This window comes from Ureibacillus thermophilus, assembly GCF_004331915.1.
Lineage (GTDB): Bacteria > Bacillota > Bacilli > Bacillales_A > Planococcaceae > Ureibacillus > Ureibacillus thermophilus.
Window position 1 is genome coordinate 168633 of the sequence record NZ_CP036528.1, and the last position, 23606, is coordinate 192238.

General features: G+C 38.1%; 22 protein-coding genes, 7 tRNA genes, 2 pseudogenes and 1 other annotated feature. Of the genes and pseudogenes, 6 read left to right on the top strand and 25 right to left on the bottom strand.

Annotation, left to right across the window (positions count from 1 at the left end):
* Nucleotides 1–108 precede the first annotated feature (108 nt).
* From DKZ56_RS00715 to groES, 4 genes are all read right to left on the bottom strand, one after another.
* Complete coding sequence (locus tag DKZ56_RS00715; RefSeq protein WP_208652109.1) at nt 109–1398, bottom strand: glycoside hydrolase family 18 protein; 1290 nt, start codon at nt 1396–1398, stop codon at nt 109–111.
* 145 nt (nt 1399–1543) lie between these two features.
* Nucleotides 1544–2749, bottom strand: coding sequence for an EAL domain-containing protein (locus DKZ56_RS00720; protein WP_208650838.1), 1206 nt, complete (start codon nt 2747–2749; stop codon nt 1544–1546).
* A gap of 1071 nt (nt 2750–3820) precedes the next feature.
* A complete protein-coding gene (groL, locus tag DKZ56_RS00725; RefSeq protein ID WP_208650839.1) occupies nt 3821–5440 on the bottom strand; it encodes a chaperonin GroEL in 1620 nt (539 codons plus the stop codon).
* A gap of 99 nt (nt 5441–5539) precedes the next feature.
* On the bottom strand, nt 5540–5821 hold the full coding sequence (gene groES, locus DKZ56_RS00730) for a co-chaperone GroES (RefSeq protein WP_208650840.1): 282 nt from the start codon (nt 5819–5821) through the stop codon (nt 5540–5542).
* Nucleotides 5822–6054: 233 nt separating this feature from the next.
* Between groES and DKZ56_RS00735 the strand changes: the two genes are divergently transcribed.
* Complete coding sequence (locus tag DKZ56_RS00735) at nt 6055–6783, top strand: CPBP family intramembrane glutamic endopeptidase (RefSeq protein ID WP_208650841.1); 729 nt, start codon at nt 6055–6057, stop codon at nt 6781–6783.
* 41 nt (nt 6784–6824) lie between these two features.
* Here the strand turns inward: DKZ56_RS00735 and tatC are convergent, their stop codons facing one another.
* The 3 genes from tatC to DKZ56_RS00750 all read right to left on the bottom strand — a co-directional run bounded on the left by tatC (nt 6825) and on the right by DKZ56_RS00750 (nt 8707).
* Complete coding sequence (gene tatC, locus DKZ56_RS00740; protein ID WP_208650842.1) at nt 6825–7691, bottom strand: twin-arginine translocase subunit TatC; 867 nt, start codon at nt 7689–7691, stop codon at nt 6825–6827.
* A 23-nt stretch (nt 7692–7714) separates the two neighbouring features.
* A complete protein-coding gene (locus DKZ56_RS00745; RefSeq protein ID WP_208650843.1) occupies nt 7715–7984 on the bottom strand; it encodes a twin-arginine translocase TatA/TatE family subunit in 270 nt (89 codons plus the stop codon).
* Nucleotides 7985–8074: 90 nt separating this feature from the next.
* Nucleotides 8075–8707, bottom strand: coding sequence for a redox-sensing transcriptional repressor Rex (locus DKZ56_RS00750; protein WP_208652110.1), 633 nt, complete (start codon nt 8705–8707; stop codon nt 8075–8077).
* A 134-nt stretch (nt 8708–8841) separates the two neighbouring features.
* Between DKZ56_RS00750 and DKZ56_RS00755 the strand changes: the two genes are divergently transcribed.
* A complete protein-coding gene (locus DKZ56_RS00755) occupies nt 8842–10779 on the top strand; it encodes an ABC transporter ATP-binding protein (protein WP_208650844.1) in 1938 nt (645 codons plus the stop codon).
* Nucleotides 10780–11367: 588 nt separating this feature from the next.
* Here DKZ56_RS00755 and tsaD read toward each other — a convergent pair.
* From tsaD to DKZ56_RS15430, 5 genes and pseudogenes are all read right to left on the bottom strand, one after another.
* Complete coding sequence (gene tsaD, locus DKZ56_RS00760) at nt 11368–12378, bottom strand: tRNA (adenosine(37)-N6)-threonylcarbamoyltransferase complex transferase subunit TsaD (RefSeq protein ID WP_208650845.1); 1011 nt, start codon at nt 12376–12378, stop codon at nt 11368–11370.
* Nucleotides 12378–12821 carry a ribosomal protein S18-alanine N-acetyltransferase gene (gene rimI, locus DKZ56_RS00765; protein WP_208652111.1) on the bottom strand — a complete coding sequence of 148 codons (444 nt, stop codon included), beginning with the start codon at nt 12819–12821 and terminating at the stop codon, nt 12378–12380. The genes tsaD and rimI overlap by 1 nt, the downstream gene beginning before the upstream one ends.
* A gap of 2 nt (nt 12822–12823) precedes the next feature.
* Entirely contained in the window at nt 12824–13525 is a 702-nt protein-coding gene (gene tsaB / locus DKZ56_RS00770; RefSeq protein WP_208650846.1) for a tRNA (adenosine(37)-N6)-threonylcarbamoyltransferase complex dimerization subunit type 1 TsaB, read from the bottom strand.
* Nucleotides 13522–13977, bottom strand: coding sequence for a tRNA (adenosine(37)-N6)-threonylcarbamoyltransferase complex ATPase subunit type 1 TsaE (gene tsaE, locus DKZ56_RS00775; protein ID WP_425471031.1), 456 nt, complete (start codon nt 13975–13977; stop codon nt 13522–13524). The genes tsaB and tsaE overlap by 4 nt, the downstream gene beginning before the upstream one ends.
* Nucleotides 13978–14615: 638 nt before the next feature.
* Nucleotides 14616–14783, bottom strand: a pseudogene (locus DKZ56_RS15430) (GNAT family N-acetyltransferase); the annotation flags it as partial.
* Between the two features lie 139 nt (nt 14784–14922).
* On the opposite strand from DKZ56_RS15430, the gene DKZ56_RS00780 reads away from it, so the two are divergent.
* From DKZ56_RS00780 to DKZ56_RS00795, 4 genes and pseudogenes are all read left to right on the top strand, one after another.
* Nucleotides 14923–15120, top strand: a complete 198-nt coding sequence (locus tag DKZ56_RS00780; protein ID WP_208650847.1) for a hypothetical protein — start codon at nt 14923–14925, stop codon at nt 15118–15120.
* Nucleotides 15110–15463, top strand: coding sequence for an IS66 family insertion sequence element accessory protein TnpB (gene tnpB, locus DKZ56_RS00785; RefSeq protein WP_281275669.1), 354 nt, complete (start codon nt 15110–15112; stop codon nt 15461–15463). The genes DKZ56_RS00780 and tnpB overlap by 11 nt, the downstream gene beginning before the upstream one ends.
* 60 nt (nt 15464–15523) lie before the next feature.
* Nucleotides 15524–16183 (top strand): transposase family protein, encoded by a 660-nt coding sequence (locus tag DKZ56_RS15295; protein WP_222837128.1) that lies wholly within the window; start codon nt 15524–15526, stop codon nt 16181–16183.
* Between the two features lie 255 nt (nt 16184–16438).
* Nucleotides 16439–16570: pseudogene (locus DKZ56_RS00795) on the top strand (transposase); the annotation flags it as partial.
* A 100-nt stretch (nt 16571–16670) separates the two neighbouring features.
* Here DKZ56_RS00795 and DKZ56_RS00800 read toward each other — a convergent pair.
* From DKZ56_RS00800 to DKZ56_RS00860, 13 genes are all read right to left on the bottom strand, one after another.
* Complete coding sequence (locus DKZ56_RS00800) at nt 16671–17015, bottom strand: hypothetical protein (RefSeq protein WP_208652113.1); 345 nt, start codon at nt 17013–17015, stop codon at nt 16671–16673.
* 620 nt (nt 17016–17635) lie between these two features.
* Nucleotides 17636–17941: a sequence feature (16S ribosomal RNA rRNA prediction is too short), on the bottom strand.
* A gap of 174 nt (nt 17942–18115) precedes the next feature.
* Nucleotides 18116–18189 (bottom strand) — tRNA-Gly (locus DKZ56_RS00805).
* 31 nt (nt 18190–18220) lie between these two features.
* A tRNA-Leu gene (locus DKZ56_RS00810) sits at nt 18221–18306 on the bottom strand.
* 66 nt (nt 18307–18372) lie between these two features.
* Nucleotides 18373–18444 (bottom strand) — tRNA-Lys (locus DKZ56_RS00815).
* Between the two features lie 8 nt (nt 18445–18452).
* Nucleotides 18453–18527 (bottom strand) — tRNA-Gln (locus tag DKZ56_RS00820).
* 7 nt (nt 18528–18534) lie between these two features.
* A tRNA-Asp gene (locus DKZ56_RS00825) sits at nt 18535–18610 on the bottom strand.
* A 10-nt stretch (nt 18611–18620) separates the two neighbouring features.
* Nucleotides 18621–18692: transfer RNA gene (locus DKZ56_RS00830), tRNA-Glu, on the bottom strand.
* A 1-nt stretch (nt 18693) separates the two neighbouring features.
* Nucleotides 18694–18768, bottom strand: a tRNA-Asn gene (locus DKZ56_RS00835).
* 165 nt (nt 18769–18933) lie between these two features.
* A complete protein-coding gene (locus DKZ56_RS00840) occupies nt 18934–19401 on the bottom strand; it encodes a SprT family protein (protein WP_208650849.1) in 468 nt (155 codons plus the stop codon).
* A gap of 238 nt (nt 19402–19639) precedes the next feature.
* Nucleotides 19640–21829 (bottom strand): Tex family protein, encoded by a 2190-nt coding sequence (locus DKZ56_RS00845; RefSeq protein WP_208650850.1) that lies wholly within the window; start codon nt 21827–21829, stop codon nt 19640–19642.
* A gap of 163 nt (nt 21830–21992) precedes the next feature.
* Nucleotides 21993–22775: an RNA polymerase sigma factor SigB gene (gene sigB, locus DKZ56_RS00850; protein ID WP_208650851.1), complete on the bottom strand. Its 783-nt coding sequence runs from the start codon at nt 22773–22775 to the stop codon at nt 21993–21995.
* Entirely contained in the window at nt 22750–23223 is a 474-nt protein-coding gene (gene rsbW / locus DKZ56_RS00855; RefSeq protein ID WP_208650852.1) for an anti-sigma B factor RsbW, read from the bottom strand. The genes sigB and rsbW overlap by 26 nt, the downstream gene beginning before the upstream one ends.
* A complete protein-coding gene (locus DKZ56_RS00860; RefSeq protein ID WP_208650853.1) occupies nt 23210–23554 on the bottom strand; it encodes an STAS domain-containing protein in 345 nt (114 codons plus the stop codon). The genes rsbW and DKZ56_RS00860 overlap by 14 nt, the downstream gene beginning before the upstream one ends.
* Nucleotides 23555–23606: the final 52 nt, after the last annotated feature.

Below are 23606 nucleotides of genomic sequence, written 5' to 3' on the forward strand. Positions count from 1 at the left end.
ATACCTGTATTATGAAATGCAGATAATATTTGTTTGTATTTGCAATGTAATGTTCATTATAAAAGCCCGGCTCAATTTTTCGAGACTCGGGCTTCCATGTAATGCTTTTCACCTTTTTACCACATTAAAATTATCTTGTATCAATAACCAATTTTGAGGAAATGAAAAGCTCAACTTCCAATAGCTAATTCCTCGCAAATTCAAGCGTTTCATCAAATCGAACTTCGCCTGAATCGATCTGGCATCTTCAAACCACACTTCATGACGGTTTCCTTCATCATCTACATAATAAAAATAAGGAGCTTGGGCAATGTAATCATATTGTATTTCCGCCTGATGATCTCTTGCAATGGCGATGGCTTGCTGAGGACTGATGGCTCTTGCATATTTTCCTCCTTCCACATACGGAAGGGTCCAGTCGTAGCCATATAAATTTTGTCCCATCATAATCTTTTCTTTCGGAATTTCCGTCAATGCATAATTCAATACTTTCTCAACTTCTGTAATGGGTGAAACAGGCATTGGTGGTCCTCCAGAATAGCCCCATTCATATGTCATTAACACAACAAAATCCACAATTTCTCCATGGGCCCGATAATCATGGGCTTCATACCATTGTCCTGCTTGTTCTCGGGAAAGCTTCGGCGCCAGTGCACTGGATATTAGCAATCCTTCTGCATGGAGACGTTCCGCCGCTTTTCTCAAAAAATTATTATAGGCTTCTCTTTGATCCGGCGGCAAAAATTCAAAGTCAAAATGAATATCCGATACTCCACCAATGCGTTTGGCTTCATCAATGATGTTATCAAGAAGCACCTCTTGTACAGCTGAGCTTTGCAATATATCTCTCCCTAGCTCACCGCTAAACTGTCCATTTTCCAAATTCGTTACAACTAGCATCAAGGAAGCGCCGCTAGTTTGAGCCACTTCCGGTATTCCTTGAATTGGCATTGGCACAAGGCTGCCGTCTCTGCGTGCTTGATAACTAAAAGTAGCTAAATAAGTAAGATGTCTTCCCACTTCCCGAGCGCTGTCTAACAGTTGTTGGCTGACGGTATCTCCCGTTGGTTCAATGTAAATATTTACTTCGGTATTTGTCTTCTGTCTTGGAGGAATATATAACCTGAATCCTGGCAGCAATGGTTGGTTTGGGTTAATTCCGTTGATTTGTGCAAGGACCACATAATTTAATCCGAAGCGCTGTGCGATGGTGAAGAGAGTGTCTCCTGGCTGAACCCAATAAAAACTGCCTACAATCGGAATAACAACGGCCTGCCCTACCACTAATTCATTAGGCGTTTCAATTTGATTGGTTTGAATAATGGTTTGAGCATTTACGTTGTAGGCTTGCGCGATGCCCCAAATCGTATCTCCTGGACGAACAACATGGATTTGAATCTTACATCCTCCTTTTCGCGCTTATAGCAATCAATAGATTTTATGATGCCTGTTCAAAGAAAATAACAATTTCATCACTCTTGAAAAAAATGAAAACTATCTAGAAAGCCTCCCCACTCTCTAGATAGCCTGATTAGTAATCTGTCTATATTAATAAATTATGTTCATATAAATAATCATGGGAAATATCAATAAATAAATATTCATCCTCATCTAATTTCATGGAGAATGTGCGGGTTAATTCCCCTGTTTTAATGTCGCTGTAAATATTGGATAATTCAGCTTTTGCATCGTCTTTTAATTTAATAATATTCAGCAAGAAATATGGACGCCAACTCCAGTTTTTCCCGAGCGCCTCTTGTTCTACTTCCCACTCACCATCTTTAAAGACAATGTTTGGTGAAATTTGAAAACCCTCTTCATTGCAAATATAAAATCGAAAAGCATACGGGGTTAATTTATTTGCTAATGCCAAGAGTGACTCCACTTCATCACTTTGTATTTTGGATTGCTCCACAATCGTCAAAATGTTTCTTTTTAATTTTTTCATTTCTTCGTATTTTAACTCTAACTGTTTTCTTTCCGTTGCAATAAATTGTTTACAATCGTTGCGGAATCGCTCTTTAGACGCATCTATCGGCGTTAATTGTGTAGAAGGTTTCTGTAAATATTCTCCTTTAAAATAGCGGGCTCCATGTTTCCAAGCATGATGTAATTGATAATCTGTTTTAATGTCTGTAAACATTAAAGCAGCACCCATTTTGATGGCCAAATTTTGAATCGTTAAAAACACCGGATTTTGTGATCCCCACGCATCATAATTCAATTGGCTGATATTAATCATTAATACAGCGGGCTCCATCATTAAAATTTGGTCCAAATTGCTGTCCTTTCCAATCTCGTCTAAAGCAATTTTGACCCCATAAGTTTTCATGTAGCGAATTGGATGATGTAAATCCTCAGAATCTCCTTCATATTTATGGGCTGGAATGATTAAATAGATTTTTGATAACAGCGATTCGTCAATATTTTGTTTAATCGTTTGAAAATATGCTTCACCCACATCCGTCATAAATAAGTTTGGATTGCATGGAAGATAGAAATAAAAGTCTTTTAGAGAATCTTTAATTTCTTTTATCGCCTTATCAATTAAATAAAGTTCAGCTTCTTTCCGCAAGTCTTCTGGCATCGCTTTATCGTATGTAAACTCAACAATATCAATTGTATTGCCATCTATTGTAAGCTTCCCAAAGACTTCATAGGCAACGATTGAATGCGAATCCGCACTAAAAACCGGTTCATAATACACGGTCATTTCATTTAAACTATCTAGAATATCTAACACTTCCATAAGAAACCTCCACACACAATGATGTTTCATTACAAAAAACTAGCTATTTTTATTATACATGAAAAGAAAAGTATCAAAAAGTAAGATATATGAAACTTTGGTATCCAATGATATCATAATTTTTAGAAAAGTGAAATAACTTTTCTATGATGCTTTTCAAAGATTCCAAAAATACAGTAAAGGCCCATTTAACATGATCATGAAAAATTGGTCCTCTATAAGATTACAATAATCAATCACGTATTATTCATTATTATAAAATAATTTATCGCCTTTTAAAACATACTAATTATATAAAATTTATTATAAATATATAAAAAATTATAATTTTACAAAGCAATCAATACAATCGAGTAGGAGGGAGCGATGAATTCCCATCCTCTCACACCACCGTACGTACGGTTTCGTATACGGCGGTTCAATTAAGTTGATTGACGCAAGTTTTTATAACTTCCGTGAATAGCTGTTCCCTTTATGCCAGTGGTCACTCCACCCACAAGAGGTCTCCCACGTGATTCACCGCTTCCTTCCTCAAGTGAGGTACTACGTTTTCTGTGTTCATCATGACCCACTGAATGCCAAGGGCTATTCTCTCTTCATTGTTCGGTCCTTCTTAGTAGTTCTAAACCAACTAATACGATGACCTCTGCTGACTTCTGACGGTTCAGCTACTTATCACTAAGTAGGTTATGAAGCATACTTCACCTATCCTCCAGACCTCCCCTGGTAAGTACATGCACTTTCACACCATCTATCCGCCTCATTTACTCGATATGACCTTCGGCAGAAAGAACTTTGTTTTGTTTTGCAAACTCACTCAATCATCCCTAGCCTTATATGAGGTTCGTGTTCCTCGGACCGGAAGTTTGCCTCCAGCTACCTTCAGATTCCGCGTCACCACGGACACCCTTGCGTTGAGCTAACCTCTACTTCTGTCTTCGGGGTTCGGGACTTACACCCTATCGTTCATGTACATGCCGGGCGCACATAAAAAAGGGCTCTTTCCATGAATTTGGAAAGAACCCTTTTTTTATTATTTCGTTCCCAAAAGATGGTGTTATATATGTTTTATTACATCATGCCCATATCTGGCATTCCTGAATTTTGTGCTGGTGGCTCTGGAATATCTGCTACTACTGCTTCAGTTGTTAAGAATAATGCAGCGACAGATGCAGCATTTTGTAATGCAGAGCGAGTTACTTTTGCTGGGTCAACAATACCAGCTTCAATCATGTTCACCCATTCACCTGTAGCAGCATTGAAGCCGATGCCTACTTCTTCGCGTTTTAAGCGGTCTACGATGATTGAACCTTCTAAGCCAGCATTTTCTGCGATTTGACGAACTGGTTCTTCAAGAGCGCGAAGCACGATTTTTACACCAGTTGCTACATCACCATCAACTTCATCTAATACTTTTTCTACTGCCTTATAAACATTTACTAATGCAGTACCACCACCTGCAACGATACCTTCTTCAACCGCTGCACGAGTAGCGTTCAATGCGTCTTCAATGCGAAGTTTGCGTTCTTTTAGTTCTGTTTCAGTAGCAGCACCAACTTTGATTACTGCAACACCGCCAGCAAGTTTTGCCAAGCGTTCTTGTAATTTTTCTTTATCAAATTCTGAAGTTGTTTCTTCAATTTGCGCACGGATTTGATTTACGCGTGATTCGATTGCAGCTTGGTCGCCAGCTCCTTCTACGATTGTTGTGTTGTCTTTGTTTACAACAACTTTGCCAGCGCGGCCTAAGTGTGATAAGTTCGCTGTTTTTAAGTCTAAGCCAAGATCTGAAGTGATAACTTGTCCGCCAGTTAAGATAGCGATATCTTCAAGCATTGCTTTGCGGCGGTCGCCAAAGCCAGGAGCTTTTACAGCCACTACTTGGAATGTTCCGCGCAATTTGTTCAATACTAATGTTGCAAGAGCTTCGCCTTCAACATCTTCAGCAATGATTAATAATGGTTTGCTTTGTTGTACTACTTGTTCTAATAATGGAAGGATGTCTTGAATGTTGGAGATTTTTTTATCTGTAATTAAGATGTAAGGATTTTCAAGAACTGCTTCCATTTTGTCTGCATCAGTTACCATGTAGTGAGATACGTAACCGCGGTCAAATTGCATACCTTCTACTACATCTAATTCAGTAGCGAAACCTTTTGACTCTTCGATTGTAATTACACCGTCAGTACCAACGCGGTCCATCGCTTCAGAGATGAATTTACCAACTTCTTCATCAGCAGCTGAGATGGAAGCAACTTGTGCAATTTCTTCTTTATTTTGAACTGGACGAGAAATCTTTTTCAATTCTTCAATAGCAGCTGCCACTGCTTTATCGATACCTTTGCGAATACCTACAGGGTTAGCGCCGCTTGTTACATTTTTCAAACCTTCGCGAATCATTGCTTGCGCTAAAACTGTAGCAGTTGTTGTACCGTCACCAGCTACTTCGTTTGTTTTAGAAGCAACTTCTGCTACTAATTTAGCTCCCATGTTTTCATATGGGTTTTCAAGTTCAATTTCTTTTGCGATTGTTACACCGTCATTTGTAATTAAAGGAGAACCGAATTTTTTTTCAAGCACAACATTGCGGCCTTTTGGACCTAATGTAACTTTTACAGCGTTTGCTAATTTATCAACACCTTTTAACATTAACGCGCGAGCTTCTTCTGAAAACTTAATATCCTTTGCCATTTTGCCTTACCTCCGTATTTTTTTCTATGGTAATCAAAATTGGGATAAAGATGCCTGTCTACTCATAAATTGAAATCGGCACAATTTTGATTCAATCTATTATAAAACAGCTAAAATGTCGCTTTCTCTTAAAATTAAATATTCTTTGCCTTCGTATTTCACTTCTGTACCCGCATATTTAGAGAAGATGATAACGTCTCCTTCTTTCACTTCAGGCTCAACGCGAGTTCCATTATCTAATACACGACCAGGACCTACAGCTACTACTTTACCTTCTTGTGGTTTTTCTTTTGCTGAATCTGGTAGCACTAGTCCAGAAGCAGTTTTTTCTTCTACCTCAATTAACTCGATAATCACGCGATCTCCTAATGGTCTTAGCAAGTGAAACAACCTCCTAATTTTATATTTTAACTACCTTTATTAGCACTCAACCATACTGAGTGCTAACACATTTATAATAATAATGAATTACTCTTCTTTTTGCAAGTAAGAAGCATTAAAAAATTTCTTTTCTTTCTAACTTCCTCTACAATAGAATAAGATTGTAAAAAGAAGGTCCGTTTATTCCTAACATTATCATTTTAAACATTTTTTAGAAAGAGGGAAAAATACGATTGGCTCATTCAAAAAATTTTCAATCCCAAAAAACAGCATTGTATGTATTACTCACTTATATTGGCTTTCAACTTTCTTCCTTTTTGCTCTGGATACCGCCGCTGAAAAATTTCCTTTTAAGTTTGATTGACTTGGAAGGACGTGAAGCGCAAATTGCACTGATTGGCTGGTGGTCATCTGTAACTGCGGGCATTGCATTCATCATTTCCTTCATATTCATTTCAAAAAACAAAAACTTTTGGAATTGCTTAAAAGGAGAAAAGATGCCTCTTCTTTTTTCCATAGTATGGGGCGTAATCGGCTTTTTTATGATTTATTTAGGCCAAATTATCGGGGTGCAAATTGAATCTGCATTAGGGATTAGCCCTGGTTCCGAAAATACGGAAGCAATTATAAACGTGACTAAGATTGCACCGATTATGATTTTTGCAACAGTGGTATTTGGGCCGGTATTGGAAGAACTGGTATTCCGCCGCGTCATTTTCGGTTCTATTATGCAAGCGCAAAATAATTTTTGGGTGGCTGCTTTAGTCAGTGCCATTTTCTTTGCCATCATCCATTTAGATTTTAGCCATATCATTCTCTATACCATCACGGGTTTTATTTTATCTTTCTTATATTATAAAACGAAGCGTTTAATTACTCCGATTATTGCTCATATGATGTTAAATGGCTTTGTCACTTTCTTGCAATTGAATATTGATAAAATTCAACAATACATCAATTAAACAAAAAACCTATTTTCAATGAATGCTCATTGAAAATAGGTTTAATTTTGTCCATTAATTTGTTCCATTTGACGCCGTTGTTCCGCTAGTGCTGCTTCCACTTGTTGTCTTTGTTCTTCTTCTTTTTCTGCTTTTAGCCGCTGTTCTTCAGATTTTTCATATTTCCTATAGCCGATTTTTGCAATCACAATGCTGATTTCATATAAAACGAACAGCGGTATCGACATAAGGATATATGATATTAAATCAGGCGGCGAAATCAATACAGCGATGACAAATAAAACAAAATACGAATACTTTCTAAATTTCACCATCCATATTGGATTCAACACGCCAAGTCGCGATAAAAAGAGAGTTATCACCGGGAGTTGGAACAATAGCCCAAAAGGAATGACCAATTTGAATAAAAAGCCAAAGTATTCGTTAATGCCAATCGTTGGTTGAATACCTAGACGTTCATTTAAACTCATCATAAAATCCATGACGTTCGGAAAAAGGATAAAATAACCAAATAATATCCCCGCTATAAATAGGATAAAGGCGTAAGGAATATATTTTAAAGTTGCCTTTCTTTCCTTTTCATACAATCCCGGTGCAATAAATGCCCACAGTTGATACAAAATCACAGGCGACGTTAAAATCAACGCGACAAAAAATGTCACTTCCAAATAAACGGTAAGTGGATCCGTCACTTTAAATGCATTTAAAGTGACTCCTTCATTTGATTGCTCATAATCCGGCTGAAAGTATTCGATAAATGGCTCTGCATCATATTGAATGTATTTGATAATTGGCTCTGCAAAATAGAATCCTGCAAATAGCGCAATCATGAAAAAAATAGCACATATAATTAAGCGCTTTCTTAATTCCTCTATATGTTCAATAACCGGAAGTTCTTTTGGATCCATTTGCGCGACATCCTCAAAATGACTTATTGTTTTTCTTTCTCTTTCGTTTCAACCGTTTCAGTGGTGTTTTTTTGTTGATCAATTTGAAGAGTAGTTTGTTCAATTACATTTTTTTTAGATTCTGCAACATCGGTCTCATCAATTAACCCTTGAGTGCCTTTTTTGAACTCGCGCAAAGTCGTTCCCATAGCTCGTCCAAATTCAGGCAATTTTTTCGGTCCAAAAATAATTAACGCAACGACGCAAATAATTACTACGGCTGTTGGTGAAATTGCACTTAAGTGCACAACCATTGCTGCCACCTCCTCATAATATGTAACTATTTTACCCCAATTCGACACATTTTGCATTATCTATCCCTGGTTGATTGTGAAAACTTTTTATCAATCACTATTGCGAATTAAATAGATTAAAGCTTCCAACTCTACAGCCAAATCGATATTCATGACTTTCATCGTATCCGGCACATTGAGACGGACCGGTGTAAAATTCAATATTCCTTTTGCATTGATGGCAGCTAGGCGATTTGCAATCATTTGCGCTGAACGTGAAGATACCGTTAATATTGCCAATTCTACATTATATTTTTGATACATTTCTTCTAACCGGTCGGGATGATAAACAGGAATGCCGTTGATTTCATGCCCTTCCATCGGTGCCTTCGTATCGAACGCAACGACAATCCGCGTATTATGATTTTTTTGAAAATTATATTTTAAAAGAGCATTTCCTAAATTCCCCACGCCAATTAAAGCAACGTTTGCTCCCTCGTCTTGATCAAGGATTTGTCTAAAAAAATCCAGCAAATAATTTACATCGTATCCATATCCTTTTTTCCCTAGAGCACCAAAATAAGAAAAGTCCCTACGAATCGTAGCGGAATCAATCTTCATGGCCTCGCTTAATTCTTGAGATGATACTCTTTGTTTTCCAGCATTTGCGAAATTTTGCAAAAAGCGATAATAAAGAGGAAGTCTTTTCGTCGTCGCTTGTGGAATTTTTATATCTTTCTTCACCACGATAATCCCCCTGTTACTTTCAAATCGAAATTGATTTTATATTACTAAACATACCACAAGAAGTAAAGCATCCACATTGCTTGAATTCCCTACTTCTATTACACTAAAGAAGAGTGAATTGAGGTGTAAACATGATCATACTTCAAGTGAATCAGTTATCAAAATCCTTCTTATCTGATGAAATATTAAGCGATGTAAAACTGGAAATTCAACATCGGGACCGTGTGGCATTAGTCGGCCGTAATGGCGCTGGAAAATCCACCCTACTCAAAATCATTGCTGGCCAAATGTCTTACGATTCCGGGGAAATCATCATTCCTAAAGATATAACAATTGGCTACTTAGAGCAACACACAGGACTTGATTCAAATCTTACCATCTGGGAAGAAATGATGACGGTATTTGAGCCGTTAAAAAAGCAGGAAATTCGGCTTCGAGAATTGGAACAGCAAATGGCGGATCCTTCCGTCTATGAAAATCCGACCGTTTACGCTCGAATAGTGGCTGAATATGACCACTTGCAGCATGCGTTTAAAGAAGCAGGCGGCTATCAATACGAAGCGGATGCCCGCTCTGTTCTTCATGGCATGAAATTTTATCCGGAAACTTACGACCAGCGTGTTTCAGCTTTATCCGGCGGCCAGCGCACCCGGTTAGCCCTTGCCAAATTGTTGTTGAGCAAGCCGGATTTATTAATTTTAGACGAGCCTACAAACCATTTAGATATCGAGACTTTAAGCTGGCTTGAAAGTTATTTAAAATCTTATTCCGGCGCCATTTTAATGGTGTCCCATGACCGCTATTTCTTGGATCAGATTGTCAATATCGTGTATGAAGTCTCCAGAGGCAAAGTTACAAGATTTGTAGGAAATTATAGCGATTATTTGGACGAAAAGGCAAAACAATATGAACGGGATTTAAAAATGTATGAACAACAGCAAGACGAAAAAGCAAAGCTGGAAGCCTTTATTCAAAAAAACATCGCCCGCGCCTCTACATCAAAACTTGCGAAAAGCCGAAGAAAAATGCTGGAGCGCATTCAATGGATGGATGCTCCCTCAGGCGATGAAAAAACCGCTAAATTTGGATTTGATATTGAACGCCAAAGCGGAAATGATGTTCTATCTATTGATCATTTATCCATTGGGTATAGCAAAAATCATATCATCTCTCAAAACATCAACTTGCGCATATTTCGGCAAGACCGTGTCGCCATCGTTGGCCCAAATGGTGTGGGAAAATCCACTTTTTTAAAAACCATCGTCAAAGACTTGCCGGCTCTTGCTGGAGAACTCCGCTATGGGACAAACGTCAAAATTGGATACTATGATCAAGATCAAGCAAAACTCCACAGCAATAAAACGGTATTAAATGAATTGTGGGATGAATGGCCATTATTGCCAGAAAAAGAAATACGCACTGTTTTGGGGCAATTTTTATTCAGCGGCGATGATGTATTAAAACCAGTCAACGCACTCTCGGGTGGAGAAAAAGCCCGCCTTGCCCTTGCAAAGCTGATGATGCAAAAAGCCAATTTCCTTGTCTTGGACGAACCAACCAACCATCTTGATTTGGATAGCAAGGAAGTTTTGGAAAATGCGCTGATGGACTATCCTGGAACCATCCTGTTTGTTTCCCATGACCGTTATTTTATTAATAAAATTGCTACAAAGGTTGTCGAGCTGTCTGAAACGGGTGTTTTTGAGTACTTAGGAGATTATGATTATTATGTGGAGAAAAAACAAGAATTGATCGAATTGGCAGAAATGAGTGCTTCCAAACAGGAAGAAAAACAAGAAGCCAAAAAAGAACGGCCATCCACCATCAATAAAGAAATCAAGAAAAGAGAAAGACAGATTGTACGGAAGTTGGAAGAGTTGGAAAAAAACTTAGCCCAATACGAAGAGGAAATAAAACAAATTGAACTGAAACTATGCGAACCAGAGATTTTCAGCGATTACGAAAAAGCATTGGATTTGCAAAATCAACTGGACGCATTAAAACAATCCCATGGTGAACTGGAACTCGAGTGGCTGGAACTGCAGGAAGAATTGGAAAATCTGAAATAATACGAGCTGCCTGATGATTCAGGTGGCTTTTTGTTTGTGAAAATACCATTTTCATATACATATATCTTGGTCAATAGACAATTTTCGATAAATTTTTCCCACAATTTTATTCACAGGAAAAACTCAAGCATATCAACATATCAACAAACTTTTCCACATTATTCACATCAAAAATTTTAATTATTCACATTCAACATTGAACAAATACACACAATATATTGATTTCCCACAACTTTATCACATCTTATCCACAAGTTATCCACAAAATGTGCATAAGTACGAACGTTCCTCTTGACAAATGTCGAAAGTTATTAACATACTTGTGGATAAGTTTTCAGAAAAGTATTAACTATGCATAACTTAAACTATTTCTAAAATAAAAAAAGGCCTGTCCTGAAAGTCGAACACTTTCTGAACAGCCTTACTTCTTAATAGTAATATGCTCTTAAAAACTTTCCCTGCGGTGTCACAACAAACACGCCTCCTCATCGCAATTTATCTGCGGCAAAAACTCCAGCTACAGCCGCAAAGGGGGCGTCTTGAAATGACTTTTCAGACGCACCCTTTAATATTGCCAGAGGGTACCTCTTATACCCAACTTTTTAGTTCCTTTCCAGGCATCCCGTTCATTGCTAAATCTCCTCTGACCCCGGCTTCATACATATAAGCTGCACATGCGCCAATCATCGCTGCATTATCAGTGCATAAATGTAATGGAGGAGCCGTAAATGGAATCCCCTCTTGAGCGAGTGCTTTTGATAAACTTTCTCTTAATCCGCGGTTAGCAGAAACCCCGCCGGCCACAATCACCTGTTTAACACCGTATTCTTTAGCTGCTTTCACAGTTTTCGTCGTTAATACTTCAACTACGCTGTCCTGGAAGCCTTTTGCAATTTCTTCCGGAAAAATTTCTTGTCCTCGCTGTTCCATATTATGTTTGTAGTTAATCACAGCCGATTTTAAACCGCTGAAGCTAAAATCGTAGGAATCCTCTAACCAAGCCCGCGGAAAATCAACGCCTTTTTCCGCTTCATGAGCCATTCTGTCAATATGGGGACCTCCCGGATAAGGCAAGTTTAATACCCTTGCTACTTTGTCATACGCTTCCCCTGCTGCATCATCGCGAGTTTCTCCAATAACTTCAAAAGAGCCATGTTCTTTCATATAAACTAATTCCGTATGCCCTCCAGACACGACAAGGGCAAGAAGCGGAAATTGCATTGGTTCCACAAGCGCACTTGCATAAATATGTCCAGCAATATGATGTACGCCGATGATTGGCAATCCATGGGCAAAGGCAAAAGCTTTTGCAGCGTTTATGCCAATAAGCAATGCGCCAACAAGCCCAGGTCCTTCCGTTACGGCAACCGCATCTAATTCAGATGGCGCAATATTTGCTTTTTCCAAGGCTTCCTCAATCACTATTGTAATTTGTTCCACATGATGGCGGGATGCAATTTCCGGCACGACACCGCCAAATCTTTTTTGACTTTCTATTTGTGAAGCGACTACATTGGAGAGAATTTCATTACCGTTTCGTATAACGCTTGCAGCGGTTTCATCACAGCTTGTTTCTATTGCTAAAATCAAGTTTTCCATTATAATTTCACCCACATTACTAAAGCATCTTCATGGTTATCTGTATAATATCCTTTTCGAATTCCACCTTCTTGGAACCCAAGTTTTCGATACAAATTTTGTGCTACTGTATTGGAAACACGCACTTCCAAACTCATCATTTCCGCTTTCTGTTCTTTTGCAACGCGCATCGCTTCTCTCATTAGCCCTTCGCCAATGCCTTGCCCTCTTGCCTTTTTTGTCACTGCCACATTGGTGATTTGAGCCGAATCAATCACGATCCACATGCCGCAATAGCCAACGATAGCGCCGGTTTCATCTTCTGCCACAATGTAGTTGGCATAAGGATTTACTCTCATTTCATAATGAAAGGAATCCAGCGACCAAGGGGTTGGAAAAGATTCCACTTCTATAGCATGCACTGCCTCCACATCTTCTACAGTCATTTTCCGATAGCGAATCATCATCATTGCTCCTTTTGATGTTCCTCTAACCATTTTGCTTCCGCTTCAGCTAAACGGTGATACTTCGGAACAAAGAAATGAATAGTTTCTATTGCTGGCAAAGGTTCTTTTTCCGCAAGTTCAATTAACTTTGAAGCCCTCGGCAAACGGAGGGAAGGCGGTGCAAATTTCGCTTGTTCTCTTAAAGCCTGTTGAATTTCTTCCTTAAATTTTTCAACATCCACACCGACAAATAGAATCGGTTCATTGTATTGTTTCAGCTGCAGCAATAGTTCTTCTAAAGAACTATGTTGCTCCGGAATGAGTGTCTTTAACTCATGACCGTTGTAAGCTGCTGCATATACATTGTTTCTTCTTGCATCAAACAGCGGACAAACGATACCATTAAACAAGTAGGCATTGCCAGCAAGCACTTTCAAACTGGAAACGCCCACTAAAGGTTTTTTTAATGTCCATGCCAGCGTTTTAGCAATTGTCACGCCGATTCGTAGACCTGTATAAGAACCAGGTCCTTCTGAAACCGCAATAGCATCAATATCAGCTGGCTTTAAATTCGTTTTGCGAAAAACTTCTTCAATTGCTGGCATGCAAGTAATAGAATGCGTTAAATTTACATTTTGCACAATTTCCGCTAATATTTGTCCATCTCTTACAATAGCGATGGAAAGGGGTTTATTTGCAGTTTCTATTCCTAACCAAATCATTGAAATAACTCCTCACATAACCGTTCATACCGTTTTCCAATCGGTCTAAAAATAAATTTCCGATCATTTTCACCTATTCGGTGAATTTCAATTTCCAACCGTTCATCAGGCAAACTGTCTTCAATCAAATGTGCCCATTCAATTACCGTTACTGCATCGCCATAAAAAATTTCTTCCCATCCTAAATCTTCATCACAATTTTCCAATCGATAAACATCCAGATGATTGAGCGGCAACCGTCCTTCATACTGTTTCATAATTGTAAAAGTTGGACTGTTCACCGTTTTGGAAATGCCGAGTCCTTTTGCTAAAGCTTGAATAAAAGTTGTTTTTCCTGCTCCCAAATCTCCCTCAAAAGTAATATTATCTCCAGGCTCAAGTAATTGAGCTAAACGAATCGCAAGCTGATTCGTCTCTTCTAAAGAGTGCACTTCCTTTTCATACATTCCCATCACATATCCTCTCACTTGACATCAACAATAGTTTATCTAAAAGACCCTATAATCTTCAATGAAAAGCAAAATAAAACATCTCTCTATATAGTAACTCATTCATTACTTTTCTAGAAATAAATTGTTCTGTCTTTATAGAGAGATGCATAGATATCCAATTATAGGAAATAATGAACAAAAAAATGAATGATGCTGGCGATCACAATAAACATAATGACAATCATATTTCTTCTTAACCGCTTCATCTATTCACCCCAAAAAAGGTTCTCATTCTATATCTATTCTTCTGCTTCTTTTATGTACATAGCACAATTATCACTAAAGAATAGCCAATTTATGATTGCACTTTAGATGCAACAAAAATTACCGTTTCGAATTTGATGAACATATACTACCGGTAAGGATGACAAAAACCATTCACGCCTATGAAAATATTGTTTATCTATCCAAGCAGGTAAAGGTTGATTATCATTACAATAATAGAAATGCAATTTGATTAGAACCACAAAATGGCAATAGAGGCAGAACAATAAAAACTAAAAGCTTCCCGAGATTTTACAATAGAATCGGAAAGCTTTTTATAGGTAAAACCATAAATAATGGACAACACCGTAAATGATGATAAAAAATGATTCATTCTACTTTCTATAACGATTTAGCTTTTTCCATTCATCCTCTAGGATTCCCATTTCTATTAGATTCCAATACTTGTCGCCATATTTTCTAGCGTCTCTTAGCAAGCCTTCTTTTTTGAAGCCTACTTTTTCATAACATTTAATAGCTGGAGTATTGAAATCAAATACACCACAATGAAAAAAGCTTAGAGGATTCGAAGTTCCTCTAAGCTGTACGGTTGCATAGTAAACCCGAATTCAAACGACGCATTTCAACCAATCGCACCTCCCTGTAAGATAGAGTTATCGATTACAGAGGAGGTGTTTTTGTTTGGCAATTGAAAAACTAAATATCGTACCTGTCAAATTGGAATCTGATTCCGATTCAACTTCAACCTTAACGAGTCGTGGTCCTCTCAGACCTGTATGTGTTATTCAAGCAACGGATTTGAAAATCTCCTTTTACCCCGGGGTAAAACCTCACATCATCCAAACGGTCATCAAGGAGTTGAATCGCAGTGATTCATGATTTTACTAAATGTAAAAATATCTATATTATCTGTGGACGAACGGATATGAGAAAAGGAATTGATGGTTTGGCAACGTTAATCCAAGATTCTTTCGAACTTGATCCATATAGTGACGCCATTTTCTTATTTTGTGGACGGAAGAAAGACCGGTATAAATGTTTATATTTTGATGGGGATGGCTTCGCCATGTTATACAAACGAATCGATAATGGCAAACTCCAATGGCCCAGAAACGAAAATGAGGTTCGAAATCTGACTCAACAGGAGCTTAGATGGTTACTGGAAGGGCTCTCGATTCAACAACCTAAAGCCATCCAAAAATCGAAAAAAGGTATCTTCTAACCACCCATTAATGATATAATCAATTCAATATGAAATTTGTACGGAAATGTGGTGAATCGTTTGGGCAACACTTCAATGCCGACTGAAAAAGTCACTCAACTTCTTGAAGAACAGTTAACATATATGAAGAAACAAAATGATCAGTTAACCAATCAAAACAAGGAGCTATCCAAACAAATTGAAGTGTTGACTGAACAAGTTCGCTATCTAACGAAACTTCTTTATGGTTCAAAATCAGAAAAATCAAAGTACCAAGCTCCAGATGGACAGTGTTCTTTGTTTGATGACGACCCTTTTTTTAATGAACCTGAGCACACAGGAGAACAAAGCACGGAAACTGTGACTTACACAGTTGTTCGTAAACGACATAACAAGAAAAAACGAAATGATTCTTTTATGGATGGTTTAGAAATTGAAGAAATTCATCATCATCCAGAAAACTTACACCTACTCAATATAAAAGATAAAAATATCACATTTGATGAAAATTTTTGTGCAGAAGAACTCATTAAAGGGGTCCAATCAAAAGTCTTTTATGGCCAATTCACTTACCAACCAAAAGCGTGCTATGCTTGTGGACATGTCTTTGATGATCAAATCATTAAACACGGTTTTAAAACGTCTCTCATTAAAATGCCTAGCATTTCAGGTTTTCATACCTATTTAAAATTGCGTAAACAGCGTTATTTCTGTAAACATTGTCATGCCACGTTTACTTGAAAAACGAGCGTCGTGGCGAAAAACTGTTGCATTTCCAACAATACAAAAGTATCAATTGCTTGAAACGCCAAAGATCAAATCTCCGAAAAAGATATTGCCATCAAACACAATGTATCTCATACCACTGTCAGTCGAGTCATTGACAGCTTTTATAGCTACTATCAGCCGAATTATCACTATCACCAGTTTAAATCAGTGAAATCCGCAGCTGGAGCGATGGCCTTTATTTTCTGCGACTCTGGAACGGGTTATAACAACGGCATTTTAGAGGGGAGTAATAACAAAATCAAGGTGATGAAACGCATTTCTTTCGGTTATCGCACCTTCTACCACTTTAGAAACCGAATATTCATTACCCAAAACTTAGCGAAAATAAAAACCGCTTAGGGGAACCTCGAATTTCCCCTAAGCCATCCGATTACCTTTACCAAATAATGTCACTAACATTTATTCACCAACACCATTTGACAAAGAACCAAGCCCGTTATTAATCTAGAGTTATATTCGCCACATTCTTTCCATCACGAACAGCCTGTACGTTCACTTTCATATCCTTATACTCTTCTTTTAGCTCTTTTGCGTATTTTTCTGCTAGTTTCTTTGCATCCGCATCGCTAACTTTTTTATCTAACACCAGCGTTCCTACTGCCATTCCGTTTTGCATATACACTTGACCATTAAGTACGCCCTCTTCTTCTTTCACTTTCTTCGTTAGCTCTTTATTTTGCTTCGGCTCATTTTTTTGTTCTTCTTTTACCGTCGTTTCTTCCTTCTCTGGTTCATTTGCATTGTTTTCTTCGTTTGCTGAACAACCAACTGATAATAGCAACACATTTATCTTTGGTAAAGATACCTTTTGTAGTTTCAAAGATAAATTTATCGTATTGTGTTTTAGGAGTATCTAAAGTAATAATCACAGTTTTACCATCTTTTTGTAGAACTGCTTTATCAGCTGCAGTTAAAGCTGTACCATCAAGAATGTAGTTAGCTGGATTTTCAGCTGATGTTTCATCTACCTCTTTATTGAATACAACTTTAATTTGATTAAGGTTAATCGCACTTACACTTCATCAACGTTCCCATTATTTACATATATGATTTTATTGAGTCTATAACCCTTGATATAATGCAAAATTCAAGGATGTTATTAAATTTGCTATTCCCATAATTTTTTGGAATAGAAAGAAAGAACTAAGCAAGCAAATTAAAAAGCAACTTCCCGAAAATAGAAATGGGGGTTTTAAGAAAATAATTAGTTGGGGATTTTTATAATGTAAAAGTCTTTAGATTTATTTCATCTTATGTCAAGTTTTTTGAAGTTGACATCAAGTTTCCTTTATTTTTTGTCAAGCTCGAAATTATCTAATCCTCTAAATTAAAGACAATCCTTGAATTCCCTTGACAAGTTCTTTCTTCCCCGCGTCAAGTTCCCCAGATTTCACGTCAAGTTCATGTTATTTCTTATCAAGCTAAGATAGCATCTAAACCCTTCTATTCAAAACAATCCTTGAATTCCCTTGACAAGTTCTTTCTTCCCCGCGTCAAGTTCCCCAGATTTCACGTCAAGCGGGCCCATCCTATAGTGATAGCAGAACCATCTTTCAACATCGAAGCATGCGCTTCGATGTGTTATCCGGTATTAGCTCGCGTTTCCGCGAGTTATCCCGGTCTATAGGGCAGGTTACCCACGTGTTACTCACCCGTCCGCCGCTAACCAATCAAAAAGCAAGCTTCTTAATTGGTCCGCTCGACTTGCATGTATTAGGCACGCCGCCAGCGTTCGTCCTGAGCCAGGATCAAACTCTCCAAAAAAGAAAATTTGATTAAGCTCAAAATTTGTCCATCTCTAATCCGTCAACGAGGGTTAACGAATTAGATTATTTAAACATTAACGTTTTGGTGTTCAGTTTTCAAGGTTCATGATTATATCTGTGGAGCGGGTGATGGGAATCGAACCCACGACATCAGCTTGGAAGGCTGAGGTTTTACCATTAAACTACACCCGCATACTTTTAAAATAGAACGCGCATTCCAAATTGGTGCGGCCGAGAGGACTTGAACCTCCACGGGGTTGCCCCCACTAGGCCCTCAACCTAGCGCGTCTGCCATTCCGCCACGACCGCATTTATCGGTGGCTTTATTAATTATAAATGATAACGTGGTTTTGTCAACTTTTTTAGATAGACAAATGAGCCATGAAGGACTCGAACCTTCGACCCTCTGATTAAAAGTCAGATGCTCTACCACTGAGCTAATGGCTCATAAAAGTTGGCTGGGGTACCAGGATTCGAACCTGGGCATGACGGAATCAAAATCCGTTGCCTTACCGCTTGGCTATACCCCAACAACAATGGCGGTCCCGACCGGGATCGAACCGGCGATCTCCTGCGTGACAGGCAGGCATGTTAACCGCTACACCACGGGACCAAAATTAAAATGACCCCTACGGGATTCGAACCCGTGTTACCGCCGTGAAAGGGCGGTGTCTTAACCACTTGACCAAGGGGCCATGGCTCCGAAGGTAGGATTCGAACCTACGACCAATCGGTTAACAGCCGATTGCTCTACCACTGAGCTACTTCGGAATAATCATTATTCGTTTGTTACAGACCTTTATTATTTTAATCACAAATGAAATAAAAGTCAACATGTTTCTTAATAAAATTTTATTTGTTTTTCAATCTTCATTATTTAAACTGCATTTCGTAACGACGCTATTTAATATAGCACAAATCAAAACTAGTGTAAAGCTATTTTTTTCTACTTTCACTTACTTTTTTTAATAAACCATAGCATTTGCCACACCGATATTTTCTAACATCTAATTTTCTTTTTCGAATATATTGTTGCTGGCATTCTACACATTTATAAAGGTATACCGTTTTATATTCCTTATAATTTTCTTCAATTCTAGAACAATATCTTGGTGCGCCGACTTTGGCTAATAAGTTCCGAAAGTCTTGATCTCGATGTTTATAGCCTTTTCCCTGAAGATGAAGATGGTAATGGCAAAGTTCATGCAAAATAATACCACGCAATTCTTCTATGCCAAAGAGTTCATATGATTTTCGATTCAATTCAATGTTATGGCTTTTTAACAAGTATCGCCCGCCTGTTGTTCTAAGGCGGGAATTAAAATAAGCTTTATGTAAAAAACGTCGGCCGAAGTATTCCAAAGATAATTGCTCTACTAATTGTTGAAGCTGTTCATCTGTCATTTTCTTCACCAAGCTTCAAATATTATATAAATCTAACATACAAAAAAGAGATGGAGATGTCCAGAAAGTAGAAAACTTTCAGAACCACCTCACCTATAATAGTAAAATTTTTGATGCTCTCGAGGTAATCAAAACTAACGCGCCATCTGATCGCAATTTATCTGCGGTTAGCATGTGACAGTTGCAAAGAGGGCGTCTTACATTGTCTTTAAGACGCCCTCTTTCCCAAAAAATTCAATTACTTTGCTTCTTTCTTTTCAATCTTTTGTTCTTCTGGAGGTATCATGGTTAAAGCGATTCTGCCCTTTTCCAATTCTACTTTCTCAACCCATACGGTTACAATATCTCCTAAAGAAACCACATCAAGGGGATGCTTTACTCTTCCTTTTTTCAATTTTGATATATGGACAAGTCCGTCTTGTTTTACACCTATATCTACAAAAGCTCCAAAATCCACAACATTTCGAACCGTTCCTTGCAGCTCCATTCCCTCTTTTAAATCTTCCATTTTCAATACATCTGTTTTTAACAGTGGCTGCGGATACTCATCGCGAGGATCGCGCATTGGTTTCATCAATGTATCCACAATATCTTTAACGGTAATTTCTCCAACGCCTAATTGCTTGCTTAATTGAACAATATCTACTTCACTTAATGTCTTTTCGCATTTTTCTGTGCCGATATCATTTTTCGATAACCCGCATAGCTCAAGAATTTTTTCTGCTGTTTCATAGCTTTCTGGATGAATCCCAGTGGCATCGAATGGATTTTCTGCATCTGGTATACGCAAAAATCCAATGGCTTGTTCATATGTTTTTGCGCCAAGTCTTGGTACTTTCTTTAATTGAGTGCGGGATGTAAACTTTCCGTTTTCGCTTCGCATTTTTACAATATTTTCTGCGACGGTTTTGGAAAGACCTGAAACATATTGCAATAGAGAGCTTGATGCAGTATTAACATCCACTCCTACTTGGTTTACAGCTGTTTCAACAATAAACGTTAAGGACTCTGCTAATTTTTTTTGGGATACATCATGCTGATATTGGCCAACACCAACAGCTTTCGGATCTATTTTCACCAGTTCAGATAATGGGTCCTGTAAACGTCTTGCAATCGATACAGCACTTCTTTGTTCTACTTGCAAGTCTGGAAACTCTTCCCGGGCGATTTCCGATGCCGAATATACGGAAGCCCCTGCTTCACTGACAATCACATATGATACCTTTCGTTCCACATCTTTTAATACATCCGCAATAAATTGTTCCGTTTCTCTCGATGCTGTGCCGTTGCCAATCGCAATAATGTCAATTGGATATTTAGCTAGAAGGGATTTAACAGTCGCTTTTGCTTCTTCCACTTTTGATACAGGCGGGTGTGGATAAATCGCCGATATTTCAAGGAGTTTCCCCGTTTCATCTACAACGGCCAATTTGCATCCAGTCCGGTAGGCAGGGTCAACACCGAGAACAGTAATGCCACGCATTGGCGGTTGCAAAAGCAAACGTTTTAAATTTTCAGAGAAGATATGAATGGCTTGGGCCTCCGCTTTTTCTGTCAATTCATTCCGTATTTCACGCTCGATGGATGGTTGGATAAGACGTTTATAACTGTCTTCAATCGCTTCTTTTACCGGTGTCACGGAAGGCGAGCTTGTTTTTAATGGAATCCATTCTTTTTCCATTATTTGCAATGCTTTATCGAGGGGAACTTGAATGGACACTTTCAGCACTTCTTCTTTTTCACCACGATTAATAGCAAGGGTGCGATGTGGAACGATGCTTCTTACAGGTTCTTCGTATTCGTAATACATTTCGAATACTTTCTTTTCGTCTTTTTGCTCATCTTTTACCGTTGTGGTGATGACTCCTTCCCGCCAAGTAAATTTTCTTAATAAATCTCTGACTTTGGCATCATCAGAAAATCGTTCGGCCAAAATATCTTTAGCGCCATTAATCGCATCTTCCACCGTCAATATTTCTTTTTCTGCATCGATAAATGGACTGGCTAAACTTTCAATCGAATCCATCCCGAATTTCATCAATTCATCGGCTAACGGTTCTAAACCTTTCTCTTTTGCGATAGTTGCTTTAGTGCGGCGTTTTTGTTTATATGGGCGATACAAGTCTTCCACACGCTGAAGGATTGTTGCCGCCCGTATTTCAGCCGCTAATTCTTCTGTGAGCTTCCCTTGTTCGTCAATTAATCGGATGACTTCTTCTTTTCGTTGCTCTAATTGCTGTACATAATGGTACCGGTCTTCAATCGATTTAATTTGAACTTCATCAAGGGAACCGGTTGCTTCTTTACGGTAACGGGCAATAAAAGGCACTGTATTCCCGTCTTCCAACAGTTTAATAACGGCTTCCACTTGTGACGGTTTTACCTTCACATCTTTTGCGATCAAATGAAACATTTGCTTTTCATCCATTTTTCCACAGCCTTTCAGTTTCAAAAAAACTAAATTTCAATTAGACAAAGTTATTTTAACATTAACATTTTTTCTGTACTAACGGAGAAGCATTGGGCAAAAAATAAAAGCCCACTCTAAAAACAAATAAGCAGGCTTGTCCACAAATTGATTTATTTATCTATTAAATTGAAACACCACTATTAGCCGAAATAGCACTTTTTAATTTTTCAATTGCCTTTCTTTGAATACGAGACACATGCATTTGAGAAATTCCTAACATTTCCCCAGCCTCTTTTTGGCTTAATTGTTCCAAAAAGGTAAGTTGGATGATTTTTCTTTCTCTCTCAGATAATACATTAATAATTTCAGAGAAAATAATTCTTTTATTGGTTAGCTCATATCCATCGTCTTCTTGTCCAAGCATTTCTAACAATGTTACTGAGCTTCCATCTGCGTCTGATTCAATAGAATGGTCAATTGATAAAGCTTGATAATTTTTACCGATTTCCATTGCTTCCAATACTTCTTCCACTTCCACTCCTAAGTATTCTGCAATTTCAGGAATGGATGGAGAATGTTGCAATTGAATTGTTAAGTGTTCTACTGCGGATTTTATCTTTGGGCCTAATTCTTTTATGCGTCGTGGAACGTGTACATCCCAAGTTTTATCCCGCAAAAAACGTTTGATTTCTCCAATGATTGTTGGAACAGCAAAAGCTTCAAACTTCTTGCCAATAGAAGAATCGTAACGTTTGATTGCTCCCAATAAGCCTAACATTCCTACTTGAAAGACATCGTCATAAAGGGATTTGCCATAGGAATATTTTTTCGCGATTGATTCTACTAAGTTCTCATAGTAAAGAACAATCTTTGTGAGAAGCTCTTCATCTTCGGTTTTTTGATACTCAAGAATTGCAGAATTTATTTCTTCTTCCGGCCTAAGTAATTGGGATTTTGTGGACATTCTTATTCACCTGCTCTCTTGCGACATATTTCGTCATGAAAACAGTAACTCCACCTTCATTGTTCACTCTCACCTCGTCCATTAAAGTTTCCATTAGATAAAACCCAAGTCCGCCTTCTCGCAGACTTGTAATATTTTCATCCTCCCGATAAGGACCAATTTTGGATTTAATCTCTTCAAAGTTAAATCCGTTTCCATAATCGGAAACCATAATTTCCATTTTTTCTTTATATAATGCGCAACCGATGACCACTTCCCCTTCATCAGTCCCTTGATAGGCGTGCTGTACGACATTGGTCACCGCTTCACTTACCGCAATTTTCATATCTTCTATTTCATCGTATAGAAATCCTAATCGAGTAGCCAATCCGGAAATTGATAAACGAATGACGCTTACATATTGCGGTTTAGCAGGTATTCGAATTTCTACATAGTCAAATACATTCATTGGCAGGTTCCACCTTTTTGTCAGTTTCTATGTCCATTAATTCACTTAGCCCTGTGATGTCAAAAAGCCTCGCTAAGCGACTAGATAGGCGTACCAATTTCAAATTTGCATTTTCTTTTAATACTTTCTTATAAAATGCAACGAAGACCCCTAGTCCTGTGCTATCCATATAGGTAACTCTCGATAAATCCAACTCCACATTCATATTTTCTTTAATTGAAAGTTCATCAAGCTCCTCCTTTAAAATAGGAGCTGTAAAAGTATCAAGTTCCCCCTCGATGATTCCATATATTTGATTTTCTTCTTCCCGAAACTGTACATTGACATTCATTCAGGACACCTCCAAATTGACTATAGTACCTTTCCCAAAAAACATCTTAGTT